Raw genomic sequence first — 17004 nt, forward strand, 5'->3', positions numbered from 1 at the left:
GCTCGACCCCGCGCGATAGACGGCTTCCACGCGCGGGCGCGACGCCCACAGGAGATCACCCATGACGATCCAGGTTGGCGACCATCTTCCCCAGGTCACGTTCCGCGTCAGCGGCAAGGACGGTCCCGAGGCCCGGACCACGGACGACGTGTTCAAGGGCCGCCGCGTCGTCCTCGTCGGCGTCCCGGGCGCCTTCACCCCCAGTTGCCACCGCAACCACCTGCCGGGCTTCGTCGAGAAGCTGGCCGAGATCAAGGCGCGCGGTATCGACGCCGTGGCGATCACCTCCGTCAACGACGTGTTCGTCCTCGACGCCTGGCAGAAGGCCAGCGCCGCCGAGGGGCTCGAATTCCTCGCCGACGGCAACGCCGAGTTCGCCAAGGCCCTGGGCCTCGACATGGACGGCACGGGCTTCGGCCTCGGCCCGCGCTCGAAGCGTTACGCCATGCTGGTGGAAGATGGCGTGGTGCGGGTGCTCAACATCGAGGATTCGCCGGCCAAGACCGAGATTTCCGGTGTCGACGCGCTGCTGAAGGTCATCTGAACCGCCCATTTCGGTCGAGACGTTGCGAGCCCGGGGCAAAACCCCGGGCTTTTTCGTGAGTCCCTCCGAATTCGGAAGTTTCGAAACATTCGGGCGAACGCTTCATCAAGCTTTCATCGGACCGAATTCTGGTGGATATTGCCGCCTCGGGAATCATCCGAGATTTCGCCCGGGAGAACGTCATGTCCTTTCGTTCCCACACCCGTGTCCTCATCTTCGTGGCTGCCCTGGCGGTGACGACACCCGCCATCGCGGAGGACGCGAAGGTTACAGCGCAGGCGGCCGCCGACCGTTGGGATCAGAGCTTCAATGCCGGCGACATGGACGCCTTGAGCAGGCTGTACGGCCCCGACGCGGAGGTCGTCACCAAGGGCGCGCCGCTTGCGGACGGCCCCGGCATCCAGACCTACTTTGCTAACCTGAAGTCGAAAGGGTTCGCCGACCACAAGGTCACGGTCCAGTCGGCGAAGGCGAAGGGCGACCTCCTCATCGCCAGTGGACGCTGGGAGGCCAGTGGACCGGGGGACGGTGGCGCCCGGAAGGTGTTCAGCGGAAACTGGGTCAACGTCCTGGAGCGCCAGGGCGACGGCTGGCGGACGGTGCTGCACACCTGGAACTGACGGGCAGCCCCGATCAGGCACCGCGTCCGTAATCCTCGGCCCGTGTCACCGTGCGGTGGAAGGCCAGCCTGCGATCGTATTCCAGGGGGTCCTTGGGCTGGACCAGGGCGCCCGGCGGCACGTTCAGCCAATCGACGAGGCGGGTGAGCAGGAAGCGCAGGGCCGCGCCGCGGCACAGGATCGGCAGGGCCGCGACTTCCTCGGCGGTCAGGGCTCGGACGGACTCGTAGCCCGCGAAAAGAGCCGTGCCCCGGTCGCGGTGGAAGGTGCCGTCGGCCTCGAAGCACCAGGCGTTGAGGCAGATGGCGAGATCGTAGGCGAAGGCGTCGGTGCAGGCGAAATAGAAGTCGATGAGGCCGGACAGGTCGTCGCCGATGAAGAAGACGTTGTCGGTGAAGAGATCGGCGTGGATCACGCCCGAGGGCAGGCCGCGCGGCCAGCCCGCTTCGAGGACGGTGAGGTCTTCGCGCACGCGCGCGGCCAGCCCCGGCGCGACGGTGTCGGCCTGGGCGTCCGCACTTCGAAACAGCGGGCCCCACGCCTCAACCGAGAGGTTGTTGTCGCGGCGCATGCCGAAATCGCCGCCGGCGGCGTGGAGACCGGCGAGGGCCCGACCGAGGGCCCGGCAATGGTCGGGGGTCGGCCGCTTGACCGAGACACCCTCCAGAAAGCTGACGATCACAGCCGGCCGGCCGCACAGTTCGCCCAGGCTCACGCCGGCCCGGTTCCGGATCGGCTGCGGACAGGCGAGTCCCCGCGCGGCGAGATGCTCCATGAGGTTGAGGAAGAACGGCAGATCGTCCGCCCGCACCCGCTTCTCGTAGAGGGTGAGGATATAGGAGCCCGCCGTGGTGTGGACGAAGAAGTTGGTGTTCTCGACGCCCTCGGCGATGCCCTTGTAGGAGAGCAGGGTGCCGATGTCGTAGGCGCCGAGGAAGTCGGTCAGCGCCTCGTCGGAAACCTCGGTGTAGACGGCCACGGGCGTTTCGCTCGAACAGTTGAGAGGGTCAAAATGCGCAAGGGCGCCGATGGGCGCCCCTGCTGATCGAACCGGGCTTGGAGCCGATGCCTATTCGGCGGCTTCGCTGCGCAGTTCGCGCGGCAGCGGGAAGGACATGTCCTCCACCACCGTCGAGACCGTGTCCACCGTGACGGTGTAGCGGGCCGCGAATGCATCGATGATCTCTTCCACCAGCACTTCCGGAGCCGAGGCGCCGGCGGTGAGGCCGAGGCGGCGTACATCCTTGAACGCCTCCCAGTCGATCTCCTCGGCGCGGAGCACGAGGCGGGTGATCGGGCAGCCGACGCGCTCGGCGACCTCGCGCAGGCGCTGCGAGTTCGAGGAGTTCGAGGACCCCACGACGATCACGGCATCGACGAGCGGTGCCACCTGCTTCACCGCTTCCTGACGGTTCGTGGTGGCGTAGCAGATGTCGTCCTTGTGCGGACCGGTGATGGTCGGGAACTTCGCCTTCAGCGCCGCGACGATGTGCCGAGTGTCGTCCACCGACAGGGTCGTCTGCGTCACCCAGGCGAGGTTGTCGCGGCTCTCGGGCTCGAGGGCGGCGATCTGCTCGAGATCCTCCACCAGGGTGATGGAGCCGGCGGGGAGCTGGCCCATGGTGCCGACCACTTCCGGGTGGCCGGAATGGCCGACGAGGAGGACGTGGCGGCCGCGCTTGTGGTGGATCTCGGCTTCACGGTGAACCTTGGTCACCAGGGGGCAGGTGGCGTCGATGGTGGTGAGCCCGCGCGAATCGGCGTTGTTGGGAACCGTCTTCGCCACGCCGTGGGCGGAGAAGATCACCGGGGCCGAGCCGTCCGGCACCTCGTCGAGTTCGCGCACGAACACGGCGCCTTTCCGCTTCAGGCTCTCGACCACGTATTTGTTGTGGACGATCTCGTGGCGCACGTAGACCGGGGGTCCGTAGATGGCCAGCGCCCGTTCGACCACGTCGATGGCCCGCACCACGCCGGCGCAGAAGCCGCGCGGGGCACACAGCAGAATCTCCAGGGGAGGCTTCTCAGCGTCCACGGGGGCGGTCTGGGTCGTCGGGAGTGCATCGCTCATGATAGCCGGGATGTGGCGAGGCTGGGCCGCCCCTGTCAACCGGTCATAGCCCAAAACCGTCGGAAAGGCACGGGCCGGCGTATCAAACTCCGTCGGCGCGTCATGTCGGCCCACCCGCCATCGCCCCCTCCAGCACCGAGAAGATGCGCGGATCGGCGCAATGGGCGACGTTGAAGCGCAGGAATCGCGTGCCGGCGCCCGAGGTGCTGAACGCCGCGCCCGGCGCCAGCACCACCCCTTCGGCCAGCGCCCGGCGGGCGACATCGCCCGAATCGAGGCCGTCCGGCAGGCTCATCCAGAGGAACAGGCCGCCGCGCGGCTCCGTCCACAGTTTCAGCCCGCACGCCTCCAGGCGCCGGGCCGCGAGGCCACGGTCGCGCGCGAGTTTTTCGCGGATCTCGGACAGGTGCCGGCGGTAGGTCCCGTCCGTGATGAGGCGGTGCATCAGCACGGCGGCGAGGTGCCCGTTGCCGAGGCTCATGGCGAGCTTGAGGTCGATGAGCGGTTCGATCCAGTCGGCCCGCACGGCGAGGAAGCCGCAGCGCACGGAGGCCGACAGGGTCTTCGAGAAGCTGCCGACCTGGATCACCCGCTGGAGTCCGTCGAATCCGGCGAGACGCGGGGCCGGCTCCGGTTCGAGGTCGCCGAAGATGTCGTCCTCGATGATCAGGGTGTCGTGCGCCTCCGCGAGCTTCAGCACCCGGTGGACCGTCGCCGGGGCGAGCGTCGCGCCCGTGGGGTTATGGAGGGCCGAATTGGTCAGGTAGAATCGGGGATGGTGCGCGGCCAGAAGCGTCTCCAGGGCCGCCAGATCCGGCCCCGATGGGGTGAACGGCACACCGATCACCTGCACCCGGTGGGCGCGCAGGAGCGCGTGATAGTTGAAGTAGCAGGGGTCATCCACCACCACGGTGTCGCCGGGCGCCAGGAGGAAGCGGCACAGGAGGTCGACGGCCTGCGTCGCCGAATCGACGAGCAGGATCTGGTCGGCATCGGCCGCCACGCCCTTCTCCTCCATGCGGCGCGCGATCTGGGCGCGGAGCGCGGCCAGCCCCAGGGGCTGGTCGTAGCAGACGAGATCACGGGTCCCCTCCCGCGACAGGTGGCGCAGGCCCCGGCGGATGGCGTCGCCGGGCATCCAGTCCGTGGGCAGCCAGCCGGAACCGGGTTTCAGCAGACTCGGGCCGGACTGCATCGACTGGCGGGTGATCCAGAGGGGATCGACGGCCCGGTCGAGTTCCGGCCCCACGGTCTTGAGGCAGAGTGGCCGGGTCTTGCCGGCGACGTAGAAGCCCGAGCCCCGCCGCGCCACGATGGCGCCCTCCGCGCCGAGCCGGTCGTAGGCCTCCACCACGGTGGATTTCGACACGCCCATGGATTCGGCGAAGCTTCGCACCGAGGGCAGCCGGGCGCCGGGGGCGAGGGTCCGGCTGGCGATCCGCTCGGCGATGGCCTGCGTCACCGTCTCGACCAGGGTCGGCATCGCCGGCGCGCGGGCCTTCATCGCTTCAGTCCCTGTCTCTGTACGGTCCGGCCGTCCGGACAATTCAATGAAACCGTACGGCACTGTCCCTGTCGAGGCCAGTCCATCGCGGCGATGGTCGCGTCATCGACAAGGAGCACGGTCATGACCGGCACGACGATCCGCGACACCGGGGGCGCAGCGCTTCCCCTCCCCTTCAGCCGTCTGCGCAACCGCCTGCGCAGGGCGCGCGGCATCCTGGCGGGACTTCTCGCCCCCGTGGCCGCCGGCCTGTCTCGCGCCGCCATCAATGCCCGCGTCCTGCGCCAACTCGGGGGCATGTCGGAACGCGAACTGAAGGATATCGGCCTCATCCGCCAGGATCTGTTCGATGCGGCCGCCCTGCGGCTCGACGGTGATGCGACGAGCCTGCTTCTGTCCCGCCGCGACGAGCGCAAGGCCGCGCGGCATCGGTGAGCCCGCGCGGCATCGGTGAGCCCGGCGCGCGGGTGCTGATTCGCACGGAGACGGCCCGGGGCCTGCATTCGAGGCCGGGGTCCGAATGGCGATCCAGGCGGAGGTGGTCTAAGACGGCGCGGTCCCGACATCCCTGGTCGCTGTGAGCACCGCGATCGCGACCGGCCATCTCCCGCCAGGATTCCACTCCAGCCAGGATTCTCATGGCGAGCGCCGCGACCCACGTCAGCTTCCTGCCGCCCGTGCTGACGTTCCTGTCGGCGGCGGTGATCGGCGTGCCGATCTTCCGGCTCATCGGCCAGAGCGCCGTCCTCGGCTACCTCGTCGCCGGCGTGATCATCGGCCCATTCGGCTTCTCCCTCATCGCCGAGCCCGAGACGGCGGCGAGTGTGGCCGAGCTCGGCGTGGTGCTGCTGCTCTTCATCGTCGGCCTCGAACTCCAGATCTCCCGCCTCGTCTCCATGCGGCGCGATATCTTCGGCCTCGGCACGGCGCAGCTCCTCGTCTGCACCGCGGTCCTCGCCGGCATCGGCTTCCTGTTCGGCCTGAAGCCATCGGCCGCCTTCGTCATCGGCATCGCCCTCGCCCTGTCGGCGACCGCCGTCGCCCTGCAGCTCCTGGAGGAGCGCGGCGACCTCGGCACGCCCTATGGCGGGCGCGCCTTCGCGGTGCTGCTGTTTCAGGACATCTCCGTGGTGGCGATCCTCGCCCTGATGCCGCTCTTCGCCTCGACGGGCGGCGTCGGCGGGGATGGCTGGCTCGTGTCCGCCCTGCAATCGACGGGCACCGTGGGCGCGGCCATCCTCGCCGTGGTGCTGGTGGGGCGCTACGGCCTCAACCCGTTCTTCGGCCTGCTCGCGGCCAGCGGCGCCCGCGAGGTAATGACGGCGGCCGCCCTTCTCGTGGTGCTCGGCACGGCCATGCTCATGGAGCATGTCGGCCTGTCCATGGCCATGGGGGCGTTCCTGGCCGGCGTGCTGCTCGCCGAGTCGAACTTCCGCCACCAGCTCGAGGCCGATATCGAGCCGTTCCGCGGCATGCTCCTCGGCCTGTTCTTCATGAGCGTCGGGATGTCCATCGACGGCGGCCTGCTGAAGGCCGAGTGGCCGTGGCTCCTCGGCGCCACCGCCGGCGCCATCCTCATCAAGGTCGGCCTCGTCGCCGGCCTGTTCCGCCTGTTCGGCTCGACCTGGCTCGACGCCGTGCGCGGCGGCGCCATCCTGGCGCCGGCGGGCGAATTCGCCTTCGTGCTCCTGCCCGTCGGCGGGGAGCTCGGCCTCATCGACGGGCCGAGCGGTCGCTTCGCCATCGCCCTCGCGGCCCTGACCATGCTGGTCGGCCCGGTGGCGGCGAAAGCCCTCGACAGCGCCCTCGCGCGCCGCCGCGGCGAACCCGACCTCGCCCCCGACACGGTGGAGAACACGGAAGCCCGCGTCCTCGTCGTCGGCTTCGGCCGCTTCGGTCAGATCCTGACCCAGGTGCTGCTCGCCGAGGGCATCAGCGTGACCGTCATCGACAAGGACGTGGAGCAGATCCGCTCCGCCTCGCGCTTCGGCTTCCGCATCTTCTACGGCGACGGCACCCGCCTCGACGTCCTGCGCGCCGCCGGCATCGGCCGGGCCGAACTGCTCTGCATCTGCGTCGACGAGCCCGAATCCGCCCTCAAGATCGTCGACATCGTCCACGAGGAGTTCGCGAGCGTGCGGACCTACGTGCGGGCCTACGACCGCATGCACGCCGTCGAACTCATGAACCGCGACGTGGATTTCCAGCTGCGCGAGACGGTGGATTCCGCCCTCGGCTTCGGCCGCGCCACCTTGGAGGGTCTGGGCGTCGCCCCGGAGGTGGCCGCCGCCGTCGCCGAGGACGTGCGCAAGCGCGATGTCGCCCGCCTCGTCCTGCAGCAGGCCGGGGCGCTCCCCGATGCCGCCGCCTGGATGCGCGGCGCCGCGCAGATCAAGCCCGAACCCCTCACCGAGCCCCAGCGCCCCTCGCGTGCCCTCAACGCCGAGACCCGCGACATCATCGGCACCAGGGCGCGCGAAGCCGCCACCCACACCCTCGAAGCCCGGGATCTTCCCTCCGATGCCTGAGCTTTCCTCACGAAACGCCAAAGGCCTTGTCGAGCCCGAACAGGAAGGTCCGGTGAATGGGAGTTTCGTGAGGGGCTCCGATTCGAATCCGGCGGCGGCGCGCTTCGTCAACGGGTCGATCCTGCGCCACGTCGTGGTGATGAGCGCCACGGGCTCCGTCGGCCTGATGGCGCTGTTCGTCGTCGATCTCCTGTCGCTCCTCTACGTGTCGAAGCTCGGCGACCCCATGCTCACGGCGGCCGTGGGCTTCGCCACCATCGTCCAGTTCTTCGCCATCGCCATCAATATCGGCCTGATGATCGCGGCCGGCGCCCTGGTCTCGCGCGCCATCGGGGCGGGCGACGAGGCGGGCGCCCGGCGTCTCGCCACCTCGGGCACCATCCACGGCATCATCGTGTCGGCCGTCCTCGTCGTGGCGATGCTGCCGTTCCTGCCGGTCTTCCTCACGGCCATCGGCGCCGATACCGACACCCTTCCGGTGGCGACGCGCTTCCTCTGGATCACCCTGCCGTCGAACCTCCTCATGGGGCCCGGCATGATGTTCTCCGGACTGTTGCGCGCCGTCGGCGCGGCGCGCCAGGCCATGCTGGTGACGCTCGCCGGCGCCCTCGTCACCGCCGGCCTCGATCCCCTCCTCATCTTTGGCGCCGGCCTCGGGGTCGATGGGGCCGCCATCACCACCTGCGTGGCGCGAGGCACCTTCGCCCTCGTCGGCCTGTGGGGCGTGCGGCGCCACCGCATGCTCGCCCGGCCGCGCGTGGCCGACATCGTCGCGGATGCGCCCATCGTGTTCCGCATCGCCCTGCCGGCGGTGCTCACCAACCTCGCCCCCTCCGTCGCCAGCGCCTTCATCGCCTACGCCCTGGCGAAGTTCGGCGCCGTCGCCATCGCCGGCAACGTGGTCATCGACCGCCTCACCCCCGTGGCCTTCGGCGGCCTGTTCGCCCTGTCCGGTTCCATCGGGCCGATCCTCGGCCAGAACTGGGGCGCGGGCCGGTTCGACCGCATGCGCGGGGTCCTGCGTGACGGCGCCCTGGTCACGGGCGCCTACGTCGTCGTGGTCTGGATCGCCCTCGTCCTCGCCCGCGAGCCGCTGACGCGGCTGTTCGAGCTCCAGGGGGTGGCCGCCGACCTGTTCGGGTTCTTCTGCCTCGTCAGCGGCGGGGTGTGGTTCTTCACCGGGCTGCTGTTCCTCTCGAACGCCTCGTTCAACAATCTCGGCTTCCCGTTCTACTCGACGGTCTTGAACTGGGGCCGGGCCACCGTCGGCACCGTGCCGCCGGCCCTGCTCGGCGCGCATCTCTACGGTCCCAAGGGGGTCATCGCCGGGGTCGGCCTCGGCGCGATCCTCTTCGGCCTCGCCGGCATCGTCCTCGCCCTGCGCACGGTCTCGACCTTGGAGGCCCGTGCCGCCGCCCTCCCGGCACCGGAACCGGAGGCGACGCGGACGACGACGGACGCGTCCCTGGCCGCAGGGCCGGCCCAATCCGGCGTCCTCGTCTGAACTCCGGCCCCCCTGTGGAAAAACCCGCGCCGCGCCGTCACGTCCTGGAAACAAAACCCTTCGGCCCACGTTCAGACTGCAATCTCCGAGAGACCGGAGCCGGCTTTTCCTTCCCGAGGGTTTGACCATGATCGCCGACCAGATCTCCGCCAAGTCCGCCCAGAAGACCCACCTCGACGTCTACGACACCCACGCCCGCTCGAGCATGGCCGCCCGTCTCGGCGTGTCCGAGGACCGTCTGCGCAAGGCGGTGCACATCGTCGGTTCGCGCATCTCGACCCTCACGAGCTACTTCCACAAGTAGGCCGTCGCGCACGGGATCGAGGGGACGCCGGCGACGGCGTCCCCTTTGTCGTGAGTGGTGCTTCGCCCTCCCCTGCCCTAGGTCGATCCGGTACCGCCCATCCGCGCATCCGGACCGCCATGACCGCTCCCATCACCGCCGCCATCCTCGTCATCGGCGACGAGATTCTGTCCGGCCGGACCAAGGACAGGAACATCGGCACCATCGCCGATTACTGCACGGCCGTCGGGATCGACCTGCGCGAGGTTCGAATCGTCCCCGACGAGCAGGATCGGATCGTCGCGGCCGTCAACGCCCTTCGTACCGGCCACACCTACCTCTTCACCACCGGCGGCATCGGTCCGACCCACGACGACATCACCGCCGACAGTGTGGCCGCCGCCTTCGGGGTGTCCATTGACGTCGATCCGCGCGCCAAGGCGATGCTGCTGGAGCGGCACAAGCCGGAGGATCTCAACGAAGCGCGCCTGCGCATGGCCCGCATTCCCGCCGGCGCGGATCTCATCGCCAACCCGGTCTCGAAGGCGCCGGGCTTCCGCCTCGGCAACGTCTTCGTCATGGCCGGCGTCCCGACGATCATGCAGGCGATGCTCGACGCCATCGGTCCGACCCTCGAGACGGGCGTTCGCGTTGTCTCCCACACCATCGAGGCCGGGAACCTCCCCGAGGGGACCTATGCGGGCGATCTCTCGGAGCTGGCCAAGACCCATCCGGGCGTGTCCATCGGCTCCTATCCGTCGATGACCCAGACGGGTTTCGCCAACCGAATCGTCGTGCGGGGCAAGGATGCGCAGGCCCTCGACGCGGCGCGGGTCGACGTCGAAGCCCTGGTGAGACGCCTCCGCGACGGCGCGACCGCTTAGGCGCGCAGGGCCGGCTTGGCCTTCACGGCCGTCGCCAGGGCCTTGAGATGGCGATTGAGGGCGGCGATCTCGTTGAGGGCGATGGTCTTGTGGCCGTCCTTGACCGCGCGCTCGATGTCGCTGACTTGCTCGGTCACGATACGCTTCAGTTCGGCGGCGAGTTTGTCCCGTGTCATCGTCGCTCCTGTCACGCTCCGGGTGTCCGCCTCCTGATAGCGCGGCGTGCTTAACCGGGCGTTGTCGCGGTGCGATAGGCCGGTCCCGTCGATAGCGGTTTCGTGATCGGGGAAACAGGCTTGAGCAGCGATTCCGAGGGTCCGACCGCATTCCAACCGTAGGTGTTGCGCTGCGGGCATAGCGTGACCGTCTACCCCCACATTAAGCTCGGCGCAGCCTTCAGCCCTTCGTCGAGAACCCAATCCCATGTTCGCCAAGCTCCTCCTGGCCGGCACCGCTGCAATCCTCGCCGTGTCGAGCGCTTCCGCCGCCGACCTGCCGCGTCGCGCTGCGCCGCCGCCCGTCTTCACCGCCGTGCCGGTGTTCACCTGGACGGGCTTCTACCTCGGCACGCACAGCTCCTACGCCTTCAGCGACCGTCAGACGATCCGCACCACCGGCAACAACAATGGCCTCGGTGGCATCACCAACACCCAGCTCAACGTTGCCCAGGGCCGTCGCGCCGGCAACTTCCGCTCCGAGCAGGACGGCATCGGCAACGTCGGTGGCGGCATCGGTTACAACTACCAGTTCACCCCGGGCTCGGGCTTGGTCGTCGGCGCCGCCACTGAGGTGACCTGGACCGACATCAGCAAGAGCTATTCCTACTTCGGCCCGGTCATCCCCGGCGTGAACGTCGCCGCCGATCCGAGCAACCTGCGCCAACGCCTCGACTACCTCGGCACCGTCACGGGCCGCCTCGGCTACGCCTTCGACCGGTTCCTCGTCTACGGGACCGGCGGCTTCGCCTACGGCAACGTCAACTACAGCGCCGGCTTCCTGAACCCGGCCGGCACCCTGGCCTATGCCGGCAAGTTCAACGGCATGGAGACGGGCTACGTCTACGGCGGCGGCATCGAGTACGCGATCCCCACGGACAGCTTCCTCAACCGCTTCAACTTCCTCGGCGGTCTCCTCGGCGCCAGCGCCGTGACCCTGAAGGCCGAGTACCTGCGCTACGACCTCGGCAGCCGCAACATCACGGTGAACACCACCGGCCTCACCGCCGCCACCGGCTCGTACACCTCGCGCTTCAACACCGAAGGCAGCATCGTCAAGGCCGGCTTCAACTACAAGTTCGGCGGCCTCTGAGCCCCATTGTTCGGCGGTCCTTCCGGACCGCCGAACTCGACGCAAAAGAAAGCCCCGCTCTCACGAGCGGGGCTTTCTTGCTTTCAGGGACCGAATGGGACGGGACGGTCAGGTCCGCCAGGGGTGGGCCGGCAGCTCCGTCGCCCCGATGGTGCTGGCACCCGCGAGCGCCACGGCGTGATCGTTCTCGACCGTCGAGCCGCTGACGCCGATGGCGCCGGACATCTCGCCGTCCTTGTCGACGATGGGGATGCCACCCGGGAAGGTGATCAACCCGTCGTTGGAATGCTCGATGCCGTAGAGCGGGCCGCCCGGCTGCGACAGCGCACCGATCTGCCCGGTCGTCATGCCGAAGAATACCGAGGTCTTGGCCTTCTTCTGCGCGATGTCGATGGAGCCGACCCAGGCCCCGTCCATCCGGTAGAACGCCTTGAGGTTTCCGCCGGAATCGACGACGGCGATGCACATCTGGGTGTCGAGTTCGACGGCCTTGGCGCGGGCCGCCTCGATGGCCTTGTGGGCGTCTTCGATGGTCACGTGCATGGTGGTTTCTCTCCGTTCTCGTCGTTCGTGACGCGGAGCCGCGTCGGCGATGCGTCCGCGGGCGCCGCCGGCGAATGCTGCGGCATTCCGTGCCGGATGGCAAAACGGCCGCCCCTCCGGGCGGCCGTCCTGTCTCTCGACTTTCGCGAGCCGAATGGGATCAGTTCGACGCCATCGCGTTGGCCTTCTCGATCAGCGCCTCGGCCATGCGGATCGAGGCGATGTCGATGAGGCGACCGTCGAGGGAGACGGCGCCGCGGCCGGCCTTGGCGGCCTCTTCCATGGCGACGAGGATGCGGCGCGCCTTGGTGACTTCGGCCTCGGACGGGGTGAAGACGTCGTTGGCGAGGTCGATCTGGCTCGGGTGGATCGCCCACTTGCCCTCGAAGCCGAGGGCCGCGCAGCGCTTGGCCGCCGAGACGTAGCCATCGGGATCGGAGAAGTCGCCGAACGGGCCGTCGATGGGGCGCAGGCCGTAGGCGCGGCAGGCGACGAGCATGCGGTTCTGGGCGAACAGCCACGGGTCCTGCCAATGGGTCTGGCGGTTTCCGGCCTCGTCCTTGTCGGTGAGCACGGAGAAGTCGGGGTTCACGCCGCCGATCACCTGGGCGCGGGCGCGGGTCGAGGCGGCGTAGTCGGCGACACCGAACGACATGGCCTCCAGGCGCGGCGAGGACTGGGCGATGGCCTCGACGTTGGCCATGCCGAGGGCCGTCTCGATGAGCACCTCGAAGCCGATCTTTTTCTCGCGCTTCTTGGCCTGCTCGATCTGCGTGGTGAGCACGTCGATGGCGTAGACGTCGGCGGCGACGCCGACCTTGGGGATGAGGATCATGTCGAGGCGCGGACAGGCCTCCACGATGTCGACCACGTCGCGGTACATGTAGTGGGTGTCGAGACCGTTGATGCGGATCATCATGGTCTTGGTGCCCCAGTCGATCTCATTGAGCGCCTGGATGATGTTCTTGCGGGCCTGCTCCTTGTCGTCGGGCGCCACGGCGTCCTCGAGGTCGAGGAAGATCACGTCGGCCTTCGAGGATGCCGACTTCTCCATGAAGGTCGGGTTGGAGCCGGGAACGGCGAGTTCCGAGCGGTGGAGGCGCGGCGTCGCCTGCTGGATCAGGGTGAAGCTCATGGGTGTTTCCTTCCTGTGGGGTTGGTGTTCTGGCCGATGATGCAACGCTCGGACGCGGGGCACCAGACGGAGGGGTGTGCGCTCGCGCGCGGTCCGAGGGCCGTGGCCGGCCTCCGGGATCCTGATGAAATCTCTCAGCCCGTTGCGCCGAAGCCGACGGCGATGCAGTTGATGGACAGCAGCAGGGCGGATTTGACCGCCTCGCGCTTGTCCTCGTCCTCCTCCGCGCGGAAGCGGCGCAGCAGTTCCACCTGCTCGCGGCTGACCTGATTGATGGTCGGCAGGCGCCCGTTGAGGCGGTCGCGGAACAGGGGGAAGCGCGCGGCGAGTTCGGAATCGCCGCTGACCCGCAGACACATCTCCCGGGTCAGGGCGTACTCGGCCTCGATCAGCGGGAAGATGCTGTTGCGCGCGCCCTCGTCGTGGACGAGGCCGGCGTAGTCGCGGGCGATCTCGAGATCGACCATGAGCAGGGTCTTCTCGACCTCGTCGAGAATCAGGCGGAAGGCCTTCGATTCGGCGAAGAGCCGCTTCAGCTGCGCCTCGCCCTGCGCCCCGCGGACGTCGAGGAAGCTTTTCAGCCCCGAGCCGACGCCGTACCAGCCGGTGATGACGTGGCGGTTCTGCGACCAGGCGAACACCCACGGGATCGCCCGCAGGTCGGACAGCGAGCGTGCGCCGAAGCGCCGGGCCGGGCGCGAACCGATGTTGAGGAGCGCGATCTCGTCCAGGGGGCTGGCCGCGCCGAAATAGGTGACCAAGTCTTGATGCTGGATCAGGTTGACGTAGGCCGCGCGCGAGGCCCCGGACAGGGCCTCCAGGCAATCGTCGAACTCGTTGCGGGGAATCTTGGCGGCTTCCCGCTCCGACTTCAGGGCATGCTCGAACACCGAGGAGGCGAGCAATTCCATCTGATAGGCGGCGGTGCCCCGGTTGGCGTACTTAAACGAGACGACCTCGCCCTGCTCCGTGGTGCGGTAACGCCCGTTGATCGAGCCCGGCGGCTGCGCCGCGATGGCCCGCGCCGTGGGCGCCCCGCCCCGGCTGACGGAGCCGCCGCGCCCGTGGAAGAACGCGATGGGCACGCCCGAGGCGTTGCCGAGGTCGGTCAGCTTGCCCTGCGCCTTGTAGAGCTCCCAGTTCGAGGCGACGAAGCCGCCGTCCTTGTTCGAATCCGAGTAGCCGATCATCACCTCCTGCACGCCGCCCTGCCACCGGGTGGACCGGCGCACCACGGGGATGGAGAACAGCTCCTTCATGATGGCCGGCGCCGCGCGCAGGTCGTCGATGGTCTCGAACAGGGGCACGATGGGTAGGCAGCAGATCTCGGTGCCGGTGGCGTCGAGGAAGTTGCCGGCCTCCTTGGCCAGCAGGTAGGCGCCGAGGATGTCCTGCACCGAGCGGGTCATCGACAGGACGAACGAGCCGAAGGCCTCGCGGTCGAGCTGCTCGCGCATCTCGCCCACCAGGGCGAAGGTCTCCAGGGTCTCCCGGGCATCGTCGGGCAGGTTCTCGAACGAGCGCTCGCCCTTGCGGGGTTTCGCGAGTTCGTCCAGCAGCCACTTCTTCCACTCGGGCGAATCAAGGTCGGGCGGCGTCTTGTTCTGGCCGTTGGCCTCGGCCCAGAGGGCGTGCAGCGTCTTGGTCGTGCGCGTGGTGTTCTCACGCAGATCGAGGCGGACGGTGGAGAAGCGGAAGATCTCGACCATGCGGCGGACGGGGCGCACGAGGTCGGTGGCGAGCGACGGACATTTCGCGTCGGCCAGCCCCTGCTCCAGGGTGCGCAGATCGTTGATCAGATTGTCGGCGCTCGGATAATCCGGGCCGGTGGAGCGCTGGCCCTCGTTGCGCCGGATGGTGGCCTCGAGCTTGCGCAGGATGCAGGTGAGGAACTGGCGGTAGGCCTCGCCGGGATTGCGGCTGGCGATGGCGCGGCCGTCGCCGCTCTCGGCCAGGAGCTGCGCGAGTTCGGCCTTGAACGTCGCCGGCACCGGCAGGGAGCGCTCGGTGAGCGACAGGGTGCGGCCGAGGGCGGTGACGCCTTCGCGATAGCGCCGGAGGGACGCCAGCGCGTTGCGCTGCAGGGTGGCGCGGGTGACCGACGAGGTCACGTAGGGGTTGCCGTCCCGGTCTCCGCCGATCCACGAGCCGAACTGGAAGAACGGCGGCACCTCGAACTTCTCGTCGGGGTAGTACTGGGCGAGGCTTTCCTCGAGGGAATACAGCACCTCGGGCAGCATTTCGAACAGGGTCTCGTCGAAGAAGTGCAGGCCCCAGGCGACCTCGCGCTCGACGGTGGCCTTCTCCAGATGGAGCTCGCCCGTCATCCACACGAGTTCGATCTGGTCGCGCAGCTCGTTCATCAGGCCGTTGCGCTCGCGCTCGGTCCAGCGCGGCAGCTCCAGCTCGCGCAGCACGAGGTAGATGCGGCGGAATTTTTCCAGCACGGTGACGCGCTTGCCCTCGGTGGGGTGCGCCGTGATGGTCGGCCGGATGCGCAGATCCTTCAGCAGCGCGTGGATCTCCGGCGCCTTGATGCCGCTCTGGGCGGCCTCGGCCAGGACGGCGCTGAAGCTGCCGCTCAGGGCCTCGCGGCCCTTGGTGCGCTCCACCTGCCGGCGCCGGCGCATGGCGGCGTTCTGCTCGGCGATGGAGAGCAGCTGGAACCAGATGCCCTGCACCTGAAGGGCACGGGCAAGGAGCTCGGGCGAGAATGCCGAGATGTTGGCGCGGCCATGCAGCACCTCTTCCAACTCGGGCTCGTGCCGGCGCGCCACCTCGACGAGGGCGCGGAACAGGATGTCGAGGGCTTCCTTCGACGACGTGCCGGTGATGACCGGCGGCGCGAAGGTATGGTCGATGGCTGCGACCGGAGCGTGAAGGGTATCCGTCATGGACAAGGCCACCTCGAAAGGAATTTGTGCCGATCGACCGCGACGGAGGCGGTCAACGGGAGGGCGGCCGCCCCGGTAGCATGGGACCGCCGCCGGAACGATCAAGGGTCGGATTTTCTCGGGCATGACCGCCGGCGCGGGTTCCTTCTCCCCTCTGCGGGAGAAGGTGGCCCGCGAAGCGGGTCGGATGAGGGGCTGCGCCCGGTCCGGAGAGGTCCACCCCCCACCCACTGCGTGGGCACCCTCCCCCGCAGAGTGGGGAGGGTTCATGCACTCACGCCGCCAGCTTGCGCATCACCTGCGCCACCGTCGAGCCGAACTCGCCGGGGCTCGGGGCCACGGTCAGACCATACGAACGCATGATCTCGGCCTTCTCGGCGGCGCTGTCGCCCGTAGCCGAGATGATGGCGCCGGCATGCCCCATGCGGCGGCCCTTCGGAGCGGTGAGACCGGCGACGAAGCCGATAACGGGCTTGGTCATGTTCTCCTTGATCCAGGCGGAAGCTTCCGCTTCTTGCGGGCCGCCGATCTCGCCGATCATGAGCACGGCCTTGGTCTCGGGGTCCTGCTCGAACAGGGCGAGGTGATCGAGGAAGGACGAACCGTTGATGGGGTCGCCGCCGATGCCCACCGAGGTGGTGATGCCGATGCCCTCTTCCTTCATCTGCGCGGCGGCCTCGTACCCGAGGGTGCCAGAGCGCGAGATCACGCCGACATTGCCCTTGAGGTAGATGTGGCCGGGCATGATGCCGAGCATCGACTTGCCGGGCGAAATGATGCCGGCGCAGTTCGGGCCCACCACCATGGTGCGCTTGTCCTTGGGGTAGCGGCGGAGATACCGCTTCACCCGCATCATGTCCTGGGCCGGGATGCCGTCGGTGATCGAGCAGATCAGGGCGAGGCCCGCATCGGCGCCTTCCATGATGGCGTCGGCCGCGAAGGGCGGGGCGACGAAGGTGATGGAGGTGGTGGCACCCGTGGCCTCCACCGCTTCCTTGACGGTGTTGAACACCGGCACGCCGAGATGGGTCTTGCCGCCCTTACCGGGGGTGACGCCGCCGACGACGTTGGAGCCGTACTCCATCATCTCACGGGCGTGGAACGTGCCCTTGTCGCCCGTGATGCCCTGAATGATGATCGGGGTCTTCTCGTCGATCAGAATGCTCATGACGTATCCTCCCCGTTC

The 17004-nt window shown here is 68.6% G+C and carries 16 protein-coding genes; 8 read left to right on the top strand and 8 right to left on the bottom strand.

Going from position 1 to position 17004, the window contains the following annotated elements:
• The first annotated feature begins 61 nt into the window (after nt 1-61).
• Nucleotides 62-544 (top strand): peroxiredoxin, encoded by a 483-nt coding sequence (locus ASF28_RS00665; protein WP_056086284.1) that lies wholly within the window; start codon nt 62-64, stop codon nt 542-544.
• A 182-nt stretch (nt 545-726) separates the two neighbouring features.
• Nucleotides 727-1164 (top strand): YybH family protein, encoded by a 438-nt coding sequence (locus tag ASF28_RS00670; protein ID WP_056090991.1) that lies wholly within the window; start codon nt 727-729, stop codon nt 1162-1164.
• 13 nt (nt 1165-1177) lie between these two features.
• Here the strand turns inward: ASF28_RS00670 and thrB are convergent, their stop codons facing one another.
• The 3 genes from thrB to ASF28_RS00685 all read right to left on the bottom strand — a co-directional run bounded on the left by thrB (nt 1178) and on the right by ASF28_RS00685 (nt 4739).
• The gene (gene thrB, locus ASF28_RS00675; RefSeq protein ID WP_056086287.1) at nt 1178-2143 is read right to left on the bottom strand and encodes a homoserine kinase; all 966 of its coding nucleotides are present in this window, start codon (nt 2141-2143) and stop codon (nt 1178-1180) included.
• Between the two features lie 90 nt (nt 2144-2233).
• Nucleotides 2234-3235 carry a 4-hydroxy-3-methylbut-2-enyl diphosphate reductase gene (ispH, locus tag ASF28_RS00680; RefSeq protein ID WP_056086289.1) on the bottom strand — a complete coding sequence of 334 codons (1002 nt, stop codon included), beginning with the start codon at nt 3233-3235 and terminating at the stop codon, nt 2234-2236.
• Between the two features lie 100 nt (nt 3236-3335).
• Nucleotides 3336-4739, bottom strand: coding sequence for an aminotransferase-like domain-containing protein (locus ASF28_RS00685; RefSeq protein ID WP_056086292.1), 1404 nt, complete (start codon nt 4737-4739; stop codon nt 3336-3338).
• Nucleotides 4740-4862: 123 nt separating this feature from the next.
• On the opposite strand from ASF28_RS00685, the gene ASF28_RS00690 reads away from it, so the two are divergent.
• From ASF28_RS00690 to ASF28_RS00710, 5 genes are all read left to right on the top strand, one after another.
• Entirely contained in the window at nt 4863-5174 is a 312-nt protein-coding gene (locus ASF28_RS00690) for a DUF1127 domain-containing protein (protein ID WP_056086295.1), read from the top strand.
• A gap of 203 nt (nt 5175-5377) precedes the next feature.
• Nucleotides 5378-7267 carry a monovalent cation:proton antiporter-2 (CPA2) family protein gene (locus tag ASF28_RS00695; protein WP_056086299.1) on the top strand — a complete coding sequence of 630 codons (1890 nt, stop codon included), beginning with the start codon at nt 5378-5380 and terminating at the stop codon, nt 7265-7267.
• A 67-nt stretch (nt 7268-7334) separates the two neighbouring features.
• Nucleotides 7335-8771, top strand: coding sequence for an MATE family efflux transporter (locus ASF28_RS00700; protein ID WP_244474854.1), 1437 nt, complete (start codon nt 7335-7337; stop codon nt 8769-8771).
• A 127-nt stretch (nt 8772-8898) separates the two neighbouring features.
• Nucleotides 8899-9075, top strand: coding sequence for a DUF3606 domain-containing protein (locus ASF28_RS00705; protein ID WP_244474855.1), 177 nt, complete (start codon nt 8899-8901; stop codon nt 9073-9075).
• 119 nt (nt 9076-9194) lie between these two features.
• Nucleotides 9195-9938: a competence/damage-inducible protein A gene (locus ASF28_RS00710; RefSeq protein WP_056086306.1), complete on the top strand. Its 744-nt coding sequence runs from the start codon at nt 9195-9197 to the stop codon at nt 9936-9938.
• On the opposite strand, the gene ASF28_RS00715 is transcribed toward ASF28_RS00710, so the two are convergent.
• Nucleotides 9935-10114, bottom strand: a complete 180-nt coding sequence (locus ASF28_RS00715; RefSeq protein ID WP_056086309.1) for a hypothetical protein — start codon at nt 10112-10114, stop codon at nt 9935-9937. The genes ASF28_RS00710 and ASF28_RS00715 overlap by 4 nt on opposite strands.
• Nucleotides 10115-10361: 247 nt before the next feature.
• On the opposite strand from ASF28_RS00715, the gene ASF28_RS00720 reads away from it, so the two are divergent.
• Nucleotides 10362-11246 carry an outer membrane protein gene (locus ASF28_RS00720; RefSeq protein WP_056086311.1) on the top strand — a complete coding sequence of 295 codons (885 nt, stop codon included), beginning with the start codon at nt 10362-10364 and terminating at the stop codon, nt 11244-11246.
• A 108-nt stretch (nt 11247-11354) separates the two neighbouring features.
• On the opposite strand, the gene ASF28_RS00725 is transcribed toward ASF28_RS00720, so the two are convergent.
• The 4 genes from ASF28_RS00725 to sucD form a co-directional block, all read right to left on the bottom strand.
• The gene (locus tag ASF28_RS00725; protein WP_056086314.1) at nt 11355-11789 is read right to left on the bottom strand and encodes a GlcG/HbpS family heme-binding protein; all 435 of its coding nucleotides are present in this window, start codon (nt 11787-11789) and stop codon (nt 11355-11357) included.
• Nucleotides 11790-11949: 160 nt separating this feature from the next.
• Entirely contained in the window at nt 11950-12924 is a 975-nt protein-coding gene (locus ASF28_RS00730) for an HpcH/HpaI aldolase/citrate lyase family protein (protein WP_056086317.1), read from the bottom strand.
• Nucleotides 12925-13058: 134 nt separating this feature from the next.
• Nucleotides 13059-15818: a phosphoenolpyruvate carboxylase gene (locus tag ASF28_RS00735; protein ID WP_056086321.1), complete on the bottom strand. Its 2760-nt coding sequence runs from the start codon at nt 15816-15818 to the stop codon at nt 13059-13061.
• Nucleotides 15819-16092: 274 nt separating this feature from the next.
• Nucleotides 16093-16986 (bottom strand): succinate--CoA ligase subunit alpha, encoded by an 894-nt coding sequence (gene sucD / locus ASF28_RS00740; RefSeq protein ID WP_056086325.1) that lies wholly within the window; start codon nt 16984-16986, stop codon nt 16093-16095.
• Between the last annotated feature and the right edge of the window lie 18 nt (nt 16987-17004).

It is taken from the genome of Methylobacterium sp. Leaf99, assembly GCF_001422375.1.
Lineage (GTDB): Bacteria > Pseudomonadota > Alphaproteobacteria > Rhizobiales > Beijerinckiaceae > Methylobacterium.